Source organism: Streptomyces sp. NBC_01476, assembly GCF_036227265.1.
Lineage (GTDB): Bacteria > Actinomycetota > Actinomycetes > Streptomycetales > Streptomycetaceae > Actinacidiphila.
Genome location: NZ_CP109446.1, coordinates 2,789,090 through 2,807,260 on the forward strand (window position 1 = coordinate 2,789,090; position 18,171 = coordinate 2,807,260).

At 73.6% G+C, this 18,171-nt stretch carries 19 protein-coding genes; 9 read left to right on the top strand and 10 right to left on the bottom strand.

What is annotated here, in order from left to right; all coding sequences use genetic code 11:
• Positions 1-22: 22 nt before the first annotated feature.
• A complete protein-coding gene (locus OG552_RS12440) occupies positions 23-1,633 on the bottom strand; it encodes an FAD-dependent oxidoreductase (RefSeq protein WP_329132234.1) in 1,611 nt (536 codons plus the stop codon).
• Between the two features lie 184 nt (positions 1,634-1,817).
• On the opposite strand from OG552_RS12440, the gene OG552_RS12445 reads away from it, so the two are divergent.
• The 7 genes from OG552_RS12445 to OG552_RS12475 all read left to right on the top strand — a co-directional run bounded on the left by OG552_RS12445 (position 1,818) and on the right by OG552_RS12475 (position 7,255).
• The gene (locus tag OG552_RS12445; RefSeq protein WP_329132235.1) at positions 1,818-2,897 is read left to right on the top strand and encodes a SchA/CurD-like domain-containing protein; all 1,080 of its coding nucleotides are present in this window, start codon (positions 1,818-1,820) and stop codon (positions 2,895-2,897) included.
• Positions 2,898-2,973: 76 nt separating this feature from the next.
• Entirely contained in the window at positions 2,974-3,507 is a 534-nt protein-coding gene (locus OG552_RS12450) for a cupin domain-containing protein (RefSeq protein WP_329132237.1), read from the top strand.
• A complete protein-coding gene (locus OG552_RS12455) occupies positions 3,504-4,772 on the top strand; it encodes a beta-ketoacyl-[acyl-carrier-protein] synthase family protein (protein ID WP_329132238.1) in 1,269 nt (422 codons plus the stop codon). The genes OG552_RS12450 and OG552_RS12455 overlap by 4 nt, the downstream gene beginning before the upstream one ends.
• Positions 4,769-6,025 carry a beta-ketoacyl synthase N-terminal-like domain-containing protein gene (locus tag OG552_RS12460; RefSeq protein WP_329132240.1) on the top strand — a complete coding sequence of 419 codons (1,257 nt, stop codon included), beginning with the start codon at positions 4,769-4,771 and terminating at the stop codon, positions 6,023-6,025. The genes OG552_RS12455 and OG552_RS12460 overlap by 4 nt, the downstream gene beginning before the upstream one ends.
• Positions 6,026-6,163: 138 nt before the next feature.
• The gene (locus tag OG552_RS12465) at positions 6,164-6,430 is read left to right on the top strand and encodes an acyl carrier protein (protein ID WP_443070916.1); all 267 of its coding nucleotides are present in this window, start codon (positions 6,164-6,166) and stop codon (positions 6,428-6,430) included.
• A gap of 5 nt (positions 6,431-6,435) precedes the next feature.
• Complete coding sequence (locus OG552_RS12470) at positions 6,436-6,918, top strand: SRPBCC family protein (RefSeq protein ID WP_329132242.1); 483 nt, start codon at positions 6,436-6,438, stop codon at positions 6,916-6,918.
• Between the two features lie 4 nt (positions 6,919-6,922).
• A complete protein-coding gene (locus OG552_RS12475) occupies positions 6,923-7,255 on the top strand; it encodes a TcmI family type II polyketide cyclase (RefSeq protein WP_329132244.1) in 333 nt (110 codons plus the stop codon).
• Between the two features lie 92 nt (positions 7,256-7,347).
• Here the strand turns inward: OG552_RS12475 and OG552_RS12480 are convergent, their stop codons facing one another.
• The 4 genes from OG552_RS12480 to OG552_RS12495 form a co-directional block, all read right to left on the bottom strand.
• On the bottom strand, positions 7,348-8,394 hold the full coding sequence (locus OG552_RS12480; protein WP_329132246.1) for a methyltransferase: 1,047 nt from the start codon (positions 8,392-8,394) through the stop codon (positions 7,348-7,350).
• Between the two features lie 109 nt (positions 8,395-8,503).
• Positions 8,504-9,685, bottom strand: a complete 1,182-nt coding sequence (locus OG552_RS12485; RefSeq protein ID WP_329132248.1) for a right-handed parallel beta-helix repeat-containing protein — start codon at positions 9,683-9,685, stop codon at positions 8,504-8,506.
• A 182-nt stretch (positions 9,686-9,867) separates the two neighbouring features.
• Entirely contained in the window at positions 9,868-11,235 is a 1,368-nt protein-coding gene (locus OG552_RS12490; RefSeq protein WP_329132250.1) for a sensor histidine kinase, read from the bottom strand.
• Entirely contained in the window at positions 11,232-11,921 is a 690-nt protein-coding gene (locus tag OG552_RS12495) for a response regulator transcription factor (protein ID WP_329132252.1), read from the bottom strand. The genes OG552_RS12490 and OG552_RS12495 overlap by 4 nt, the downstream gene beginning before the upstream one ends.
• 289 nt (positions 11,922-12,210) lie before the next feature.
• Between OG552_RS12495 and OG552_RS12500 the strand changes: the two genes are divergently transcribed.
• On the top strand, positions 12,211-12,771 hold the full coding sequence (locus tag OG552_RS12500; RefSeq protein WP_329132254.1) for a hypothetical protein: 561 nt from the start codon (positions 12,211-12,213) through the stop codon (positions 12,769-12,771).
• On the opposite strand, the gene OG552_RS12505 is transcribed toward OG552_RS12500, so the two are convergent.
• Positions 12,768-13,598: an SAM-dependent methyltransferase gene (locus tag OG552_RS12505; protein WP_329132256.1), complete on the bottom strand. Its 831-nt coding sequence runs from the start codon at positions 13,596-13,598 to the stop codon at positions 12,768-12,770. The two genes, OG552_RS12500 and OG552_RS12505, sit on opposite strands and share 4 nt — an antisense overlap.
• A 183-nt stretch (positions 13,599-13,781) precedes the next feature.
• On the opposite strand from OG552_RS12505, the gene OG552_RS12510 reads away from it, so the two are divergent.
• The gene (locus tag OG552_RS12510) at positions 13,782-15,131 is read left to right on the top strand and encodes a PP2C family protein-serine/threonine phosphatase (protein WP_443070917.1); all 1,350 of its coding nucleotides are present in this window, start codon (positions 13,782-13,784) and stop codon (positions 15,129-15,131) included.
• Between the two features lie 74 nt (positions 15,132-15,205).
• On the opposite strand, the gene OG552_RS12515 is transcribed toward OG552_RS12510, so the two are convergent.
• The 4 genes from OG552_RS12515 to OG552_RS12530 all read right to left on the bottom strand — a co-directional run bounded on the left by OG552_RS12515 (position 15,206) and on the right by OG552_RS12530 (position 18,127).
• The gene (locus OG552_RS12515; RefSeq protein WP_329132258.1) at positions 15,206-16,063 is read right to left on the bottom strand and encodes a spermidine synthase; all 858 of its coding nucleotides are present in this window, start codon (positions 16,061-16,063) and stop codon (positions 15,206-15,208) included.
• A 7-nt stretch (positions 16,064-16,070) separates the two neighbouring features.
• Positions 16,071-16,496: a hypothetical protein gene (locus OG552_RS12520; RefSeq protein WP_329132260.1), complete on the bottom strand. Its 426-nt coding sequence runs from the start codon at positions 16,494-16,496 to the stop codon at positions 16,071-16,073.
• Between the two features lie 226 nt (positions 16,497-16,722).
• Positions 16,723-17,316, bottom strand: a complete 594-nt coding sequence (locus OG552_RS12525) for a histidine phosphatase family protein (protein WP_329132261.1) — start codon at positions 17,314-17,316, stop codon at positions 16,723-16,725.
• Positions 17,317-17,431: 115 nt separating this feature from the next.
• Entirely contained in the window at positions 17,432-18,127 is a 696-nt protein-coding gene (locus OG552_RS12530) for a TetR/AcrR family transcriptional regulator (protein WP_329132263.1), read from the bottom strand.
• Positions 18,128-18,171 lie beyond the last annotated feature (44 nt).

Consider the following 18,171-nt stretch of genomic DNA (forward strand, 5'->3'; position numbering starts at 1 on the left):
CCCGAGTTGAACCCCTCGCGGCTCAGCCGCGGCTCAGCACCCGCTCCAGCACCCCGCCGAGCGTGCCCTCGGGGTCGGGGTCGGCGCCCGTCGAGCGCCACGCCACGAATCCGTCCGGCCGGACCAGCACCGCTCCGTCGTCGCCCACCGCGTGCAGCCGGCCGAAGGCCGCTTCGTCCTCGGGACGCAGTTCCTGCCCGATGCCGTAGCACTCCAGCGGGATGCCGGTGCGTTCGGCGAGCAGCCGGCCCGCGGTCCGCCAGGCGTCACCCGCCGGGCCGCTGAGCAGGACGGGGTGGCGCTCGTAGAGGTCGAGGGTGGAGAGCCGTTCGCCGCCGCGCTGCACCCACAGGTGAGGAGCCCGCCCGCCAGGTGCGGCCACCGGGGTGAACTCCTCCGGGATGACCTCGTCCTGGGCCCCTTCGACCGCGCCGGCCGGATAGCGGTAGCCGAGCACCATCGCCATCATCCCGGGCTTCGGGCCGCCGGCCGGGCCGACGTCGTACCCCGGGTGGCGGTGTTCGGCCGAGCGGTCCGAGGCGCGGGCGGCGGTGGCCAGCGCGACCGGGCGCCGCTCGGCGTCGTAGCTTTCCAGCAGCCCGGACCCGGCCCAGCCGGCCAGCACCGCGGCGAGCTTCCAGGCGAGGTTGTGGGCGTCCTGGATACCGGTGTTGGAGCCGAAGGCGCCGGTCGGCGACATCTCGTGGGCCGCGTCGCCGGCCAGCAGGATGCGGCCCCTGCCGTACCGCTCGGCCACCCGCTCGGCGGCGTGCCACGGTGCCTTTCCGGTGATGTCGACCTCCAGGTCCGGCACTCCGGTGGCGGTACGGATCAGTTCGGTGCAGCGGTCGTCGGTGAAGTCCTCCAGGGTCTCGCCGTCGTCCGGGCGCCACGGGGCGTGGAAGACCCAGTCCTGCTCGTTGTCCACCGGCAGCAGAGCGCCGGGGCTCCGCGGGTTGGTCAGGTAGCAGACGATGAACCGCCGGTCGCCGACCGCGTCGGCGAGCCGCTTGGCGCGGAAGGTGATGCTCACGTTGTGGAAGAGGTCGCCCGGGCCGGTCATGGCGATGCCGAGACGCTCGCGGACCGGGCTGCGCGGACCGTCGGCGGCGATCAGGTAGCCGGCCCTGACCGTGCGCTCCTCGCCGGTCTCCCGGGAGCGGACGACGGCTGTCACTCCGTCGGCGTCCTGCTCGCAGGAAATCAGCTCGGTGCCGAAGCGGATGTCGCCGGTGAGCGAGCGGGCGTTGCGCAGCAGCACCGGTTCGAGGTCGTTCTGGCTGCACAGGCACCAGCCCGACGGGCTGATCCGCTCCAGCTTTCCGCCCGGGTCGATCTGCTTGAAAAGCCACTCCTGGTCGGCGCCCGTCAGGGTGTCGGCCTGCAGGATGCCGTGGTTCTCGGCCAGGACGGAGGCGGCGCCGCGGATCTGCGGCTCCACGCCGGCGCCGCGGAAAAGTTCCATGGTGCGGACGTTGTTGCCGCGCCCGCGGGGGTGGTGGGAGGTCCTGGAATGGCGCTCCACGAGCAGGTGCTCGACGCCGAGGCGCCCCAGGAACAGCGAAGCGGACAGGCCCACCAGGGAGCCGCCGGCGATCAGGACGGGCACACGCTCGTCGGTAGTGGGGGTCATGGTTTCTCTCTTCCCTGCCGGCCCGCCCCCGGGAGCCGGATGGCGGGGTCTTCACTCGCCCGCGTCACGCGCAGTGCGCGATACGTGCCCTTACGTGACCATTACGTTAGCCGAGCGAACCCTTCCGCATATGCGTGAGGCAAGCGCCGGTGCAGGGCCGACCCCGTACCCGAGAGGACCCCCCGTGACGACTCTGGACGACCGGCAGACCTCGCCGGCCCCCGCCGACCCCACCATCACCCGGCTGCGCGTCGTACTGCTGCTGGACGTCCTCGACGGCAGACAGGATGCCTTCCTGGCGGCGTACGAGCAGATCCGGCACCAGGTCGCGGCCGTTCCCGGGCACATCAGCGACCAGCTCTGCCAGTCGCTCGGCAACTCCTCGCAGTGGCTGATCACCAGCGAGTGGGAGGACAGCGAGTCCTTCCTGGAGTGGGTGGAGAGCGCCGCGCACATCAAGATGGTCGAGCCGCTGCACGGCTGTGTACGGGACACCACCTCGCTGCGCTTCGTGATCGCCGCCGAGACGCCGGCGGCCGGCGAGGTCAAGGCCCGTACCGCGCCGCGCAATCCAGGCGCCGGGCTCGACCCGCTGCCCGCCCCGCCGCTGTGCAGCGGCGGCGTGGTCCGGCACGCGATCACCTTCACGGTGAAGCCCGGCAGCGAGCCCGAGGTGGCGAAGATCCTGGCCGGCTACCAGTCGCCGCAGGCCCAGGTGGACGACTCCACCCGGCTGCTGCGGACCTCCCTTTTCCTGCACGGCAACCGGGTGGTGCGCGCGGTCGAGGTGGCTGGCGACCTCGGCAACGCCCTGCGGCACGTCGCCGCCCAGCCCGAGGTCAGGGCGGTGGAAGAGGCGATCAACCCGTACCTGGAAGAGCACCGGGACCTGACCGACGGCGCTTCGGCGCGGGCCTTCTTCGCCCGGGCCGCGCTGCCCGCCGTCGAGCACGTCGCGGCGGCCGGGCCCGCCGGCGACCTGGACCGGCACGCCTTCGTCCACACGGTGGTCCCGGCCGAGGGTCCGGCCGAGGCGCGCCGCCTCGCCGCCCTCGACGCGGAGGCCGCGGCCGAGGCCGGGCAGCCGCTGGTGTCCAGCACCGTCTTCCAGCGCGGCGACGTGCTGGTCCGGGTGGTGGACGTGCGGGCCGGCGCCGACGCCGGCGCGGTGGCCCGCGGCGGCCGGGCGATGACCCCGGTGACCGACCGCACTTCGGACGGCGCCGGTGACCACGGCGGCAAGGCCAGGTCCCCGCGGCGCTGAGCCCGGCGGCCGGCGCCGCCCGCTCCCCCGCCCCCTTGTACAGCGCCACCGTGCGCCCCCACCCCACGGAGCAGTCATGACCGATCGCACACCGCTCATCGTCCACCTCGACGACACCAGTCCCAACCGCCGCAGGGGCGGTGATCTGCGGGCCATGCTCACCCCGGCGACGGTCGGGTCGACCAGCGGTTTCATGGGGCTGGCGCTGATCGCGCCCGGTGACCGGATCGGCGAGCACTACCACCCGTACTCCGAGGAGTTCGTGTTCGTCGTCAGCGGCCGTCTGGAGGTCGACCTCGACGGGGTCAGCCACGAACTGCGGCCCGACCAGGGGCTGCTGATCCCGGTGGACGTACGGCACCGGTTCCGCAACGTCGGCGACACCGAGGCCCGGATGGTCTTCCACCTGGGCCCGCTGGCGCCGCGCCCCGAACTCGGCCACGTGGACACGGAGACCACGGAGACCACGCAGGGTCCGCAGTCCGGTGCGGGCACCCAGGGCAAGCAGGGCGCACAGGGCACCGAGGGCACGGCGGCCGGCAAGGCCACCGCGGGCACCGTCGGGGCGGGCGCGGGTGCGCCTCCCGACCCGGCCGGGGCCCGCGCATGAACCGGCGGGTGGCGGTCACCGGTCTGGGCGTGGTCGCGCCCGGTGGCACCGGCGTGCGGGCCTTCTGGGACCTGCTCACCGCGGGCCGGACCGCGACCCGGGGCATCACCCTCTTCGACCCGGCGGGCTTCCGGTCCCGGATCGCCGCCGAGTGCGACTTCGACGCCCAGGCCGCGGGCCTGGGCCCGGAGCGGGCAGAACACGCCGACCGCTACATCCAGTTCGCACTGGCCGCGGCCCGCGAGGCGGTCGCCGACAGCGGCCTGGACCTGACCGGCGTCGACCCGTGGCGGATCGGCACCTCGCTCGGCTCGGCGGTCGGCGGCACCACCCGGCTGGAGCGCGACTACGTGGCGGTCAGCGCCGGCGGCAGCCGGTGGGACGTGGACCCCACGGCCGCGGGCGCGCATCTGCACCGGGCCTTCCAGCCCAGTGCGCTGGCCGCCGAAGTGGCCGAGGATCTCGGCGCGCTGGGGCCGGTGCAGACCGTCTCCACCGGCTGCACCTCCGGTCTCGATGCGGTCGGGCACGCCTTCCACCTGGTCCAGGAGGGCAAGGCCGACATCATCGTGGCCGGCGCCGCGGACTCGCCGATCTCCCCGATCACGGTGGCCTGCTTCGACGCGATCAAGGCCACCTCGACCCGTAACGACGACCCGGAGCACGCCTCCCGGCCCTTCGACGCGGAACGCGACGGCTTCGTCCTCGGAGAGGGCGGCGCCGTCCTGCTGCTGGAGGAGTGGGAGCACGCCCGCCGCCGGGGTGCCCGGATCCACTGCGAGCTGCGCGGCTTCGCCACCTTCGGCAACGCGTACCACATGACCGGGCTGACCACCGAGGGCCTGGAGATGTCCCGGGCCATCGACCACGCGCTGGCCGACGCCCGGATCGATCCGACCGGCATCGACTACGTCAACGCGCACGGCTCGGGCACCAAGCAGAACGACCGGCACGAGACCGCCGCCGTCAAGCGGTCGCTGGGCGAGCACGCCCGCGCGGTCCCGATGAGCTCGATCAAGTCGATGGTCGGGCACTCGCTCGGCGCCATCGGGGCGATCGAACTCGCCGCCTGCGCACTGGCGCTGGCGAACGACGTGATCCCGCCCACCGCGAACTACACCACCCCGGACCCGGAGTGCGACCTGGACTACGTGCCGCGCACCGCCCGGGAGGCCCGGCTGCGGTCGGTGCTCTCGGTCGGCAGCGGCTTCGGCGGTTTCCAGTCCGCGGTGGTGCTCGCGCACCCGGAGAGGAGCACGGCATGAACGGGCCAGTCCGACAAGGGAGTTCCGGCCGCGTCGTGGTGACAGGACTCGGCGTGGTGGCACCCAACGGCATCGGCACCGATGCCTTCTGGAAAGCCGTCCAGCAGGGCACCCCGGTGCTCGGCCGGGTCACCCGCGAGGGCTGCGCCGACCTGCCGCTGCGGGTGGCGGGCGAGGTGGCCGGCTTCGACCCGGCCGCCCTGGTCGAGGACCGCTTCCTCATCCAGACCGACCGCTTCACCCACTTCGCGATGGCCGCCGCCGAACTCGCCCTGGGCGACGCCCGGCTGGCCGCCGACCCGGAGAACCCGTACGCGGTGGGCGTGGTGACCGCGGCCGGCTCGGGCGGCGGCGCCTTCGGCCAGCGTGAGCTCCAGCAACTGTGGGGCCAGGGGCCGTCGTTCGTCGGCCCGTACCAGTCGATCGCCTGGTTCTACGCGGCCAGCACCGGCCAGATCTCCATCCGGGGCGGCTTCCGCGGCCCCTGCGGGGTGCTCGCCGACGACGAACCCGGCGGACTTGACGCCTTCGCGCACGCCTGCCGTTCCATCCGGCGCGGTACGGCCGCGATGGTGGTGGGCGCCACCGAGGCACCGCTTGCCCCGTACTCGGTGGTCTGCCAGCTCGGTTACCCCGAGCTGAGCCTGTCGGACCAGCCGCGGCAGGCGTACCTGCCCTTCACCGCCGACGCCTGCGGCTTCTCCCCGGCCGAGGGCGGCGCGATGTTCGTGCTGGAGGACGAGGAGGCGGCCCGGCAGCGCGGGGCCCGGCCTCGTGCGGTGGTGGCCGGGCACGCGGCGACCTTCACCGGATCCGGCGGCTGGGACCGTTCCCGCGAGGGCCTGGCCAAGGCGATCGAGGGCGCGCTGCTGGAGGCGGACTGCTCCCCCGACGAGGTCGACGTGGTCTTCGCCGACGCGCTCGGGGTGCCGGCCGCCGACCGGGCCGAGGCGCTGGCCATCGCCGACGCGCTCGGCCCGCGGGCCGCGACCGTCCCGGTCACCGCGCCGAAGACCGGCTTCGGCCGGGCCTACTGCGCCTCCGGGGCACTCGACACCGCCGCCGCGGTGCTCGCCCTCGAACACGGGGTGGTGCCGCCGACCCCGAACGTCGCCGAGGTCCGCCACGACCTCGACATCGTCACCGGTGAGGCGCGTACCGCGCCGCTGCGCACCGCGCTGGTGCTCAGCCGCGGGCTGATGGGCGGGAACTCGGCGCTGGTGCTGCGCCGGGTGACCGGTGACCAGCGCTGAGCCCCACCGGGGCCGGGCCGGCCTCCCCGCAGGACCGGCCCCCGAAGCCTTCCCGTCCCCGCGGCCCAGGGCCGACGAAGTCCCTGGGCCGCCAGCCCGTCAGCTCCCCCGAAGCACTCCGCTGAAAGTGAGGCAACGATGACAACGCTGAACGCACCCGTCACGTACGAGGAGCTCGCCGCCCTGATGAAGGGCCGCGCCGGCGTCTCGGTCGACCCGCAGGTGATGGCCGAACGGCCGGACGCGACCTTCGAGGAGTTCGAGCTGGACTCCCTCGGCCTGCTCGGCATCGTCGCCGAGCTGGAGAAGCGCTACGAGCGGCCCATCGGCGAGGACGCGGAGACCTGCAAGACGCCGCGCGCCTTCCTGGAGAACGTCAACGCCCAACTCACCGCGGGAGTCTGAAAACCATGACAGGACGCACCGACAATCGCATCGTGATCGCCGCCCCTCGCGAGCTCACCTGGCAGCTCACCAACGACCTGGAGCGCTGGCCGCAGCTCTTCAGCGAGTACGCCGCCGTCGAGATCCTGCAGCGCGACGGCGACACGGTGACCTTCCGCCTGACCATGCACCCCGACGAGAACGGCACCGTCTGGAGCTGGGTCTCAGAGCGGGACATGGACCACGACACCTTCACCGTCGAGGCCCGCCGGGTCGAGACCGGCCCCTTCGAGTACATGAACATCCGCTGGGAGTACGAGGAGGTGCCCGGCGGTACGTCCATGCGGTGGCTCCAGGACTTCGCCATGAAGCCCAGCGCCCCGGTCGACGACGAGGGCATGACCGCGCACATCAACCGCAACTCGGTGATCCAGATGGAGCGGATCCGCGACCAGGTGGAGGCGCACGCGGCCACGGCCGCCGCCGGCTCCCCGTCCGGCAGGGTGTGATCACATGCACCGCACCCTCATCGTCGCCCGGATGAAGCCCGGTTCCGCGCAGCACATCGCGGACACCTTCGCCGCCTCGGACCAGGGTGAACTGCCCGGTCTGATCGGCGTGACGGGCCGCAGCCTGTTCCAGTTCGGCGACCTCTACATGCATCTGATCGAGGCCGAGCGCCCGCCCGGCGCCGAGGTCACCCGGATGAAGGACCACCCCGAGTTCCGCGCCATCAGTGACTCGCTGACCGAGTACATCGAGGCGTACGACCCGAAGACATGGCGTGGTCCGAAGGACGCGATGGCCCGGGAGTTCTACCGCTGGCAGCAGACGCCGGTCGGCTAGTCCCCCCGTCCCGCGCGCGACCGCGCCGCCGGACAACGCACGTCGCCCGTATCCCCGCCGGCCGGGGATACGGGCGACGTGCTGTTCCGGGGCTACTTCTTGACCACGGCCTCGAAGGCGTGCAGGTAGCCGTTGACCGGGCGGACGTCGCCGAGGACCAGACCGGCCTCGGTCATCAGGGCGGTCATGCTCGCCTTGGAGTGCTTGGCGCCGCCGACGTTGAGGAGCAGCAGCAGGTCCATGGCGGTGGTGAAGCGCATCGACGGGCTGTCGTCCACCAGGTTCTCGATCACCAGCACCCGGGCGCCGGGGTCCGCCGCGGCCACCACGTTGCGCAGCGTCGCGCGGGTGCTGGCGTCGTCCCACTCCAGGATGTTCTTGATGATGTAGAGGTCGGCCCGGACCGGGATGTCCTCGCGGCAGTCGCCGGGCAGCAGCTGGACCCGGCCGGCCAGTGAGCCGCCCTCGCGCAGCCGGGGGTCGGCGTTGGCGACGACCGCGGGCAGGTCGAGCAGCGCGCCGCGCAGCGCCGGGTCACGCTCCAGCAGCCCGGCCAGCACGAAGCCCTGGCCGCCGCCGATGTCCGCGACGCTCGCCACACCGGTGAGGTCGACGTACTCGGCGAGGTCCTGGGCGGCCTGCCGGCTGGAGGAGGTCATCGCCCGGTCGAAGACCCGGGCCGACTCGCCGCCTTCGGTGTGCAGGTAGTCGAAGAAGGTCTTGCCGAAGACCTCCGGGAAGACGCCGTCGCCGGTGCGTACCGCGTCGGCCAGCTTCGGCCAGACCTGCCAGGTCCACGGCTCGGTGCACCACAAGGTGATGTGGTGCAGGCTGCCGGGCGCGTCCTCGCGCAGCAGCTTCGACATCTCGGTGTGGGCGAAGCGGCCGTCGGCGGTCTCCTGGAAGAGGCCGTGGCTGGTCAGGGTGAGCAGCAGCCGGCGCAGTGGCCGGGCCTGGACACCGATCCGCTCGGCCAACTGCTCAGCGGTGGCGGGGGAATCGTCGTCCAGCGCGTCGGCGAGGCCGAGGGTGGCGGCGGCGCGGGCCGCGGCTGCGGGGGCTGCGCCGAAGACGATCTCCCGCAGGCGCATTGCGGCTTGGGGGTCGGCTTGCGGTTTGGCGGGAGGCGCGGTCGTCATCGGGCCGCCTTTCTCCTGGGGTGTGGGTGGGGGGTGTCGGACTGGTGCTGCCGCGGTGCCGGACGGTCGCCCGGCTCAGCAGCGGCCGGCCGGTTCAGCACTGGCCGGTTCAGCAGCGGCCGGCCGGCAGCGAGACCCGGCAGGTGTTGCCGGTGACGCTGTTGCCGGTGCCCGCGTCCCAGCCGGAGACGTCCGCCGGGCCGTTGGCGAGCAGGACGTTGTCCCGGACGGTGTTCGCGGTGTTGGGGACGTTCACGAAGCTGTGGAAGAAGACCACGCCGCCGGACATCGTGGAGTCACCGGTGTTGCCGGTGACGACGTTCCGCTCCAGGAGCGTGTCCTCGATGCCGGTCAGCACGATGCCGGCGCCCTGCACGAAGGGCAGCCGGCTGGTGGCGGCGCAGTAACGGGTGTTGGACATCACGGCGTTGCCCCGCACGGTGAGGTCGCCCGCCTGGGGGACGCCTTCGTCGCCCACCAGGAACATTCCGGCGCAGTTGCCGGTGACCGTGTTGGCCTGGACGGTGGTGTTGCGGACCCGGCGCAGCACGATGCCGTCCTTGTTGCCCGAGGTCACATTGGCGGTGAGCGCGGTGCCCTGGGTGTCGAGGGCGCCGCCCTCCTCGTCGACGGTGTTCGCCACGAAGAGGCCGGCCTCGCCGTTGTCGGTGGCGACGTTGGCGGTGAAGCGGGCGCGGACCGACTTCTGCTGGCCGATGCCGTACTGCCCGTTGTGGTCGGCGTGCACCCCGCGCACGGTCAGGCCGTCGGTGTCGCTGGCGGCGATGCCGTAGGTGGGGTAGCCGGTGACGGTGAGGCCGGCCACCGTGACGCCGGTGAGGGGCGCTGCGGTGGTTCCGGTCACGCAGATGCCGGCGCCGGCGCAGATGCCGTCGGCGGCGGCGGGGGCGGTGGCCGGGGTGGTCGCCGCGGCGGCGGGGGTCGCGGCGGTCCCGCTCGGGGTGGTCCCGCTCGGGGTGGCCGCGCCGGGAGTGGCCGTCGCGCTGGTGGTGGCGGGTTCGATGATCACGTCCCGGGCGTTCGCACCGCGCAGCGTCAGGCCCGCGGTGCGGATCCGCAGGTTCTCCTTGTAGGTGCCGGCCGCCACCAGGATCGTGTCGCCCGGCTGGGCGGCGTCGATGGCCTGCTGGATGCTCTGGCCTTCGGTGACGGTGTACGGGGCCGCGGTGGCGGTGGCGGTGGCGGTGGCGGTGGCCGCGTGTACGGGGCCGGCGGTGAGTACGGTCAGCAGGGCGGCGCCGGTCGCCGCGGCCCAACGGCTTGTCTTCATGGACGGGACTCGTCTTCCTTCGGAGGCGGAACGTCGCAGGTCACGGCCTATCCGCCACCCACCCCGAAGCTATGGCCCCCCTCGGCACCCCGCCACCGCTGTACCTCCTCCCGGGTGGGCCCGCACACCCGGGAGGTTGAGGGCGACGTCCGGAAGGTCGCGGGCGGACGCCCGGAAGCCGGTCAGCGCGGCCGGCGACGGAGCGGCCGGCGATGCCCCGAAGGGCCCGGCACCGTCGTCCGGGGATCACGGGCCAGCCACACCCGGATTTCCGCACCCCCCAGCACGCTCCGCCCGATCGCGACGTCACCCCCCGTGGACTCCGCCACCCGGCGGACGATGTCGAGGCCGAGCCCGGTCGACCCCTGCCCCCCGTCCCCGTGCCCGCGCCGCACCGCGGCCGCCGGGTCGGCGACCCCCGGCCCTGCGTCGGAGACCAGCACGATCACCGCCTCCTCCGAACTGTGCACGTCCACCGCGAAAGCCGTCCCCTCCGGCGTGTGCCGGAACACGTTCCCCAGCATCGCGTCGAGCGCCGCCGCCAGCTCCGCCCGCCCCACCGGCACCCGCACCGGCCGGTCCGCCCCGGCCGTCCGTACCTCCCGCGCCTCGTCCTCCGCGAGCGCCGACCAGAAGGCCATCCGGTCCCGTATCACCTCGGCCGCGTCGCACCCCACCGAGCCGACCGACCCCGCCGTACGGTGCTCGCGCGCGGTACGGATGATCTGGTCGACCTCACCCTCCAGCTGGGAGACCGCCGCCCGCGTCTGGTCGGCGGCGGGCCCGTCGCCCAGCGAGGCGGTGTTCAGCCGCAGCACCGTCAGCGGCGTCCGCAGCCGGTGGCTCAGGTCTGCCGCCAACTCACGCTCGGCCTCCATCAGTTGTACGACCTGGTCGGCCATCGCGTTGAACGCCGCGGCGGCGGCCCGCAGTTCGGCGGGGCCCTCCTCCGGCACCCGCACCGCGAGGTCTCCCTCTCCCAGCCGGTGCGCCGCACCCGCGAGCCGTACGGCCGGCCGGATCATCCGGGATCCGAGGCGGTCCGCGATGGCCACCGACGTGATGATCAGGCCGAGCGCCACCGCGGCGAGCATCAGCCAGGCGGTGGCCACCCCGCGGGTGAGGTCCCCGTCGGGGACGTAGACCTCGACCACCGCGACCGTGCCGGAACTGACCGCGGTGGGGCGGATCAGGTCGAGCCCGCCGGGGACCCGTACGGTGACCGCCTCGCCGTGCGCCGAGGCGCCGCCGAGGGTGTCCGCGGTGACCCGGTGCCGGCCGAGGTCGACCGCGGGTGATCCGGCGGTCGCCGGGATGAGCAGCGCGATCCGGCCCTCGGCGCCCGCCTGCGTGGTGGCCATCGCCCGGTCCAGTTCGGCGCGGTCGGTGGTGATGGCGAGCGCGGGGGCGATCGCCGCGGCCTGCCGCTCCGCGTTGGTCAGCGCCCGGTCCCGGGCCAGTTCCTTGACGACCAGGCCCAGCGGGACCGCGAAAGCGATCACGACCATCGCGGTGACCGCGAGGCAGACCCGTACCAGCGCCCATCTCATGCCGGCGGCTCCAGTTTCACGCCCACCCCGCGCAGGGTGTGCAGGTAGCGGGGGCGGGCCGCGGTCTCACCCAACTTCCTTCGCAGCCAGGAGAGATGGACGTCGATCGTCTGGTCGTCGCCGTAGGACTGCTGCCACACCTCGGCGAGCAGTTCGCGCCGTGCGACCACCTCGCCCGGCCGTGCGGCGAGAAACGCCAACAGGTCGAACTCCCTCCGGGTGAGGTCGAGTTGCGCACCGTCGAGGGCGGCGAGCCGGCGTCGTACGTCGATCTCCAGACCGCCGACCCGGATCAGCGCGTCGGTTCCCGCGGTGCCGCCGCGCCCCTGCGCCCGGCGCAGCACCGCGGCCAGCCGGGCGGACAGGTGCTCCACGGAGAACGGTTTGACGAGATAGTCGTCGGCGCCGGCGTTCAGCAGCCGTACGACCTCGGTCTCGTCGTCCCGGGCGGTCGCCACGATCACCGGCACGTCGCTCAGCCCGCGCAGCATCTTCAGCGCCTCGGAACCGTCCAGGTCCGGCAGCCCCAGATCCAGGATCACCACGTCGAACCCCACTTGCGCGACTTCCCGCAGCGCCTCGAGCGCCGTTCCGACGCTGCGAACCGTGTGCGAGGCCTCCGTCAGATGCCGGATGAGCGCCGACCGCACGAACTGGTCATCCTCCACGACGAGCACACTTGCCATGCGCGGCAACCTAGCGTGTCGGCTCCGCCGGTGCCCCGCTGGCACCACCCGGGCCCGCCCACGGCTCCGCCGAAGAACCGGTGATATCGGCTCCGCCAGTGACCGCGGCCTCCCACCCCGGCCCCACCCGGGCGCCGCCCCCGGGCGCCGCCGGAGGACCGCCGGCACCGACCCCGCGGGCGGGCGCGGGCACTTGTGCCGGGCGCCGCCCGGGCGGGGGCGGTTCCCGGGGCTTCCGGTCCGCCCGGAGGGGGCTCGTGGTCGGCGGGGTGGGTGGGGCGGTGGCAGGATGTGCCGCGTGTACAGAGGGCTGCTTCACGCCGTCGCCTGGGCGGTGACGACCGCCGCCGCGGTCACCTTGGCGTGGTTCGGGGTGCATTCCGTGCTGCGGAGCACGGCGTACGACCTGCCGCGGGCGATGCCGATCGCGACCACCGCGCCGCCGGAGATCTCGGACGCCACCTCGCAGCCGCCCCCGCCGTCCCCCACGCACGCCCACCGCCCGGCCACCACACCCCCGCCGTCACCGAGGACGAGCAGCACCACCCCGCCCCCACCCCCCGTACCGCCCAAGACCCCGCCGGGCACCCCGCACCCCACGCCCTCCGCGACCGGCCCGACCGGAAACGTGCACAGCTACACCCTGAACGGCGGCCGGGTCGTCCTGGACCTCGGCCCGGCGTCCGCCTCCCTGGTCACCGCCACCCCCGCCGGCGACTGGAAGATGCAGGTCTGGACGCAGGACGGCTGGCTGCGCGTCACCTTCACCTCGGCCGACGGCACCGCGTCCAGTTCCCTCTTCTGCACCTGGAACGGCCACCCGCCGACCGTCGAGTCGTACGAGAACTAGACGCCCGGCGGAAGCCCGCGGTCCGTGCGGCCGACACCGGCGTAGACCCAGAACTCCTCCGGCTTGTCCGGGACTTCGTCCTCGCTGTCGGGGCGCCAGAGCGGCACGTAGACCAGTCCGGGGTCGACGAGTTCGTAACCGGTGAAGAGGCCGGAGATCTGCTCGTAGGAGCGGGCGGTGACCGGCGAGGTCGCCTTCGAACGGTACAACTGGCCCACCGCGGCAGCGGTCCCGGGCCGGTCCTGGTCGGTGGCGTGGCTGAGCGCCAGCCAGCTCCCGGTGGGCAGGCCGTCGCGGTAGGCAGCCACCAGCCCCGCCGGGTCCTCGTCCGCGGTGATGAAGTGCAGGATGGTGATCATCAGAAGGGCGACCGGCTGGTCGAAGTCGATGAGCCCGCGCACCTGCGGGGAGTCGAGGACATCGGCGGGGCGGCGGATGTCGGCGCTGACGATGTCCGCGTCGGGGTTGTCGGCGAGCAGCGACACGCTGTGCGCCACGGCCACCGGGTCGTTGTCCACGTAGATCACCCGCGTGCCGGGGGCGATCGCCTGCGCCACCTCGTGGACGTTGCCCTGGGTGGGGATGCCCGACCCCAGGTCGATGAACTGCCGTACGCCGGCGTCCACCAGGAACCGCACCGCCCGGCCCAGGAAGGCGCGGTTGGCCCGCGCCAGCGCCCGCACCTGCGGGTCGATGCCGGTGAAGGCGGCCACCGCTTCCCGGTCGATGGCGAAGTTGTTCTCCCCGCCCAGCATGGCGTCGTACATCCGCGCCACACTCGCCTTGGCCGGGTCCACCCCGGTAGGGACATCCTTGCGCCCAGTCACCACAACTCCCCTCCCCAGAAAGCATCTTGATGGTCCATCATAGAAGTTCGCGACGAGCCGCAGTGGGGGTGCGAACGTCAGCGCGGAGGGCACTTCCCCTCCGTCGCACCGGCCTGGTGAAAGGGCACGACCCTGCTGAACGAGGCGCATGAGGAGCCGAAGGACAACACGCTGACCGACACGGTGGTCGCCGCCCCCGCGCGTGACGGCACTCCGGTGTCCGGGCGGCGGCGACTGACGGCGGGCCCGGCGGCCGACGCCATCGGCTCGGTCCTGGACCTGCACATGACCGGCAGCCATGTCGTCCACGCCATGGCACCCGGCTTCGCCGACGCGGCCTCGGTCTACCTGCTGGAACGCTGGCTGGTCGACGAGACCACGGGGACGTCGGACGATCCGCCGCACGTCGAGGCCCGCCGGCTGGCGCTGCGGATGGGCGACGGGACGGACCACGGGACGGAGGCGGTCCTGCCGCTCGACGAAGTGCTCGTCTTCCCCCGCGACACGCCCTACGCCCGTGCCCTGGCCACCGGGCACGCCCAGTTGCTCGACACCTTCGACACGCACACCTTCGACCGGCTCGCCGCGTCCGGCCGGGGCGACGCCCGGATCCACGACCTGCTGCGCACCTCCTCCTTCCTGGTGGTCCCGCTCCGCCTGCAGGGCACCACGATCGGCTTCATCGCCGGCACCCGCGGCCCGCACCACCCGCCGTTCGCGCTGGAGGACACCGCGGCCGTCGAGTCGCTGGCCGCGCGGGCGGCGGTGGCGCTGGACAACGCCAGGCGGTACGAGCACGAGCGGCGCACCGCGCTGGCGATCCGCCGGAGCCTGCTGCCCGCCACCGACCTGTCGTTCGAGGGGTGCCGGGTGGCGCACGCCTACCGGCCCGCGGGGCAGCGCAACATCATCGGCGGGGACTGGTTCGACGTCTTCCCCAGGCCCGGCCGCCGGGTCGGCCTGATCGTCGGTGACGCGATGGGGCACGGCCCGGAGGCCGCCGTCGCCATGATCCAGCTGCGGATGGCCGCGCGGACCCTGGCGGGGATGGACACCGAGCCGCAGGATCTGCTCCGCCGGCTCGACGCGCTCGCCGCGGACACGCCGGGGGCGTCCTTCGCCACCTGCGTGTACGCCGAATGGGACGCCGGGCGGAACACCTGCACGCTGGTCGGTGCGGGGCATCCGCCGGCGCTGATCCGTGACGCGAGGACGCCGGCCAGGCCGGTCGCGCTCGAAGCGGGGCTGCCGCTGGGGCTCGGTGCGCGGAGCTTCGAACCCACGACGGTGCGGATCGACCGGCCGACGCTTCTGCTGCTCTACAGCGACGGCCTCGTGGAGAGCCGCCACTGGGACATCGACGCGGGCATCCAGCGACTCGCCCGGGAACTGGACGCCGGGGCCGCGGACCTGGGCGGGTCCGGCGCCGACGCGGGCCTGCAGTCGCTCTGCGACCGGCTGCTGGGCGCCGCGGCCCCGGGCAGCACCGCGGACGACCGCACCCTTCTCCTGGCAGCCCTGACCCCGACCTGACCTGCGCCGCCCGACCCGGCCCCCATTGCCCCGCGCAATCCGGCATCCGTCGTCCGAGATTCCGGGGCCCCCGGTCAGCCGAAGGTGTGGTCCGGGGGCGGTGGGGACCCCGTGGCGGTCGCGTCGGTGACCACCGCAGCGCCGCCGGTGAAGTCGGTGAGGGCGCGGCCGTGTTCGGTACGGGACTGGGCCGGGTCGGTGGCCAGCAGGCGGCCGAAGGCGGGCAGCGGGAGCGGGTCGGGGCCGGCCCAGAGGATGACGTTGCCGAAGCGCTTGCCGCGCAGCACCGCCGGTTCGGCGGCCAGTACGAGCGCGAGGCCGGGGAAGGCCGCGCGGACGGTGGCGAGTTGACCGCGGGTGAAACTGAGCGCACCGCCGTCGGTGAGGTTCACCGCGTAGTGGCCGCCGGGCCGCAGCACCCGACGGACGTCGCGCAGGAATTCCAGCGTGGTGAGGTGGGGCGGGGTGCGCGCACCCGCGAAGACGTCGGCGATGACCAGGTCGGCGGACGCGTCCGGCAGCCGGCCGAGGCCCTCCCGGGCGTCCGCGCCGCGGACCTTGATCCGCCAGCCGCGGTCCAGCGGCAGCTCGCGCCGGACCAGCTCGGTCAGCGCGGTGTCGGCTTCGACCACGACCTGGGTGGAGCGGGGCCGGGTGTGGGCGGTGTAGCGGGCCATCGTCAGCCCGCCGCCACCGAGGTGGACCGCCTCGATCGGCCGGCCGGGCGGCGCGACCAGGTCCACGATGTGCCCGAGCCGGCGCTGATAGGTGAAGCCGAGGTGGCCGGGGTCGGCGAGGTCGACGTACGACTGCGGTGCGCCGTCCAGCAGCAGCTTCCACGCGTCGGTACGGTCCGGGTCGGCCCGCAGCTCGGCCAGGCCGCCGGCCACAGCGGCGGTACGGCTCTCCGGGGCACGACGTGATCTGGCCATCCTCCGATTATCGGCCCATCGGGCCCACCCCGCCGTACCCGCCCTCCGGGTCGTACCCGTCGACCAGCCGGATCGTCCGGGCCGCCTCGCCGAGCGCCGCCCGCAGGACGGCCGGGTCGGTGACCGCGGTGTCCGTGTGCGGCGGCACCAGCCAGCCGTCACCGGACGACGGCCCGGCCTCGCCCTCCGGACCGCACGCACACGAGCTGCCGGGGACGTCCCAGGCGTCGGCGGTGCCGGGCGGCACAAGGAACGACAAACTGTCACCGGTGCGGTCGTGCAGCACCGGGCCCACTCCCCCGTGCGTGAGCCGGAGCAGATCCACGGCCTCAAGACCCTGCCGGGACGGGACCCGCACCAGATCGCAGTGCGGGGAGACCTCACTGTCCGGCCTGCCTGGTTCCGAGCGGTGCGGCACATTCTCTGCGTCCATCACGGCGAACCCTCCTCACCATCACCCATGGCGCCCGCACTCCGGCCGGACGCCTCACCCCATACAACGCCGCAGGACGTCAACGGCTACGCCACTTTCACGCCTCAAGGGGTGGCGTTTGCTGGCGAATCCCTCCGGGCGCGTCGCGGGGGACGGCCAACCGGACGTGGCGCGGGGGCAGTTCGCCGGCCGCACGGGTGCTCGGGGCGCTCGCGCGACCCCCCGTTCAGCCCAAGTGGCCGGTGTCGTTCCAGCGTTCCAGTGCCGGGGCCCCGTACGCCCAGCCGAGGATGGACAGGGAGGCGGGGTCGAGGCGGAGTGCGGCGGCGAACGCGGGGTCGAAGCCGAGCCAGCGGGCGCCGAGCACGCGCAGGAAGTGGCCGTGGGCGAAGAGGAGGACGTCGTGGGAGGACCCCCGGGCCCAGGAGATGACCTCGTCCGCCCGGGCGGCCACCGACGCCAGGGACTCGCCGCCCGGCACCCCGTCCCGCCAGATGTGGAAGCCGGGGCGCAGCTCCTGGAGCTGGGCCGGGGTCAGCCCCTCGTAGTCGCCGTAGTCCCACTCCAGCAGCGCGTCCCACTCCTTGACGCGGCTGCCGAAGCCGGCCAGCTCGGCGGTGGCGGCGGCCCGCAGCAGCGGGCTGGTGCGGACCTCGACACCGGGCAGTCCCTGCCAGGGGCCCGCCGCCAGCCGCTCGCCGAGCAGCAGCGCGGTCCTGCGCCCTTCGGCGGTCAGCGGGATGTCGGTGCGGCCGGTGTGCCGTCCGGAGAGCGACCACTCCGTCTGCCCGTGGCGGACCAGGAGGATACGCGGAGCCATGCGGGAGGTCCTTCGTACGAGAGGCGGGCGGCGGAACCGGCGGAACGGACGGAGCAGGCGGACCCACCGGAACCGCCGGAAGTGCCGGAACCGCCGGCACCAGGGGAAGGGTCCATCATGACGCCTCGTGCCCGCCCGTCCCCAGCAGCCCCCGCAGCATCGCGTCGAGCCCCACCTCGTACTGCTCCGTCCCCTCCCCCTGCGCGGCCAGCAGCTCAGGGGCCAGCGCCGCCAGCGCCGGGAACCGTTCCTCGCACAACGCGTCCAGCTTGGCCCGCACCCGGTCCCCTGCCCCTTCCTCGCACAGCGCCCGGGCCCTGCGGATGTTCCACAGCGCGGACCCCACGGTGTACTGCATGAGCGCGAGATGGGCCTGGGCGGCGGCCCGGGGCGGGAGGCCGGCCTGCCGCAGCAGCCCGAGCATGCGGTCGATGACGGCTGTCGCGTCGTCGCCGCGGGTCGGCCGCAGCGTGAGCAGCTGAAGCGCGGAGGGGTGGTCGGTGAACAGCCGGTAGACCCCGCGGCACACTTCGCGCAGTTCCCTGCCAGGGTCCCGCGAACCGCCCGGCGGGAGCTCTATCGTGTCGAGCAGGCGCTGCGCCACCGCGTCGTTGATCTCGTCCTTCCCCTTGAAGTAGGAGTAGACGGCCATGGTGCCCACATCGAGCTGCTGGGCGAGCGCGCGCATGGTGAACGCCTCGGGGCCGTCACGGTCGAGCAGGGTGATGGCGGCGTCGAGGATACGATCCGGGTTGAGCGAATTACGGGGTGCGCGGCGCCGCTGGGGACAGGCCGGCTGGCTGGCGGACATCCAGGTCTCTTGTTTTCTCGTCCTGCGAACGATCCTTCGGAACT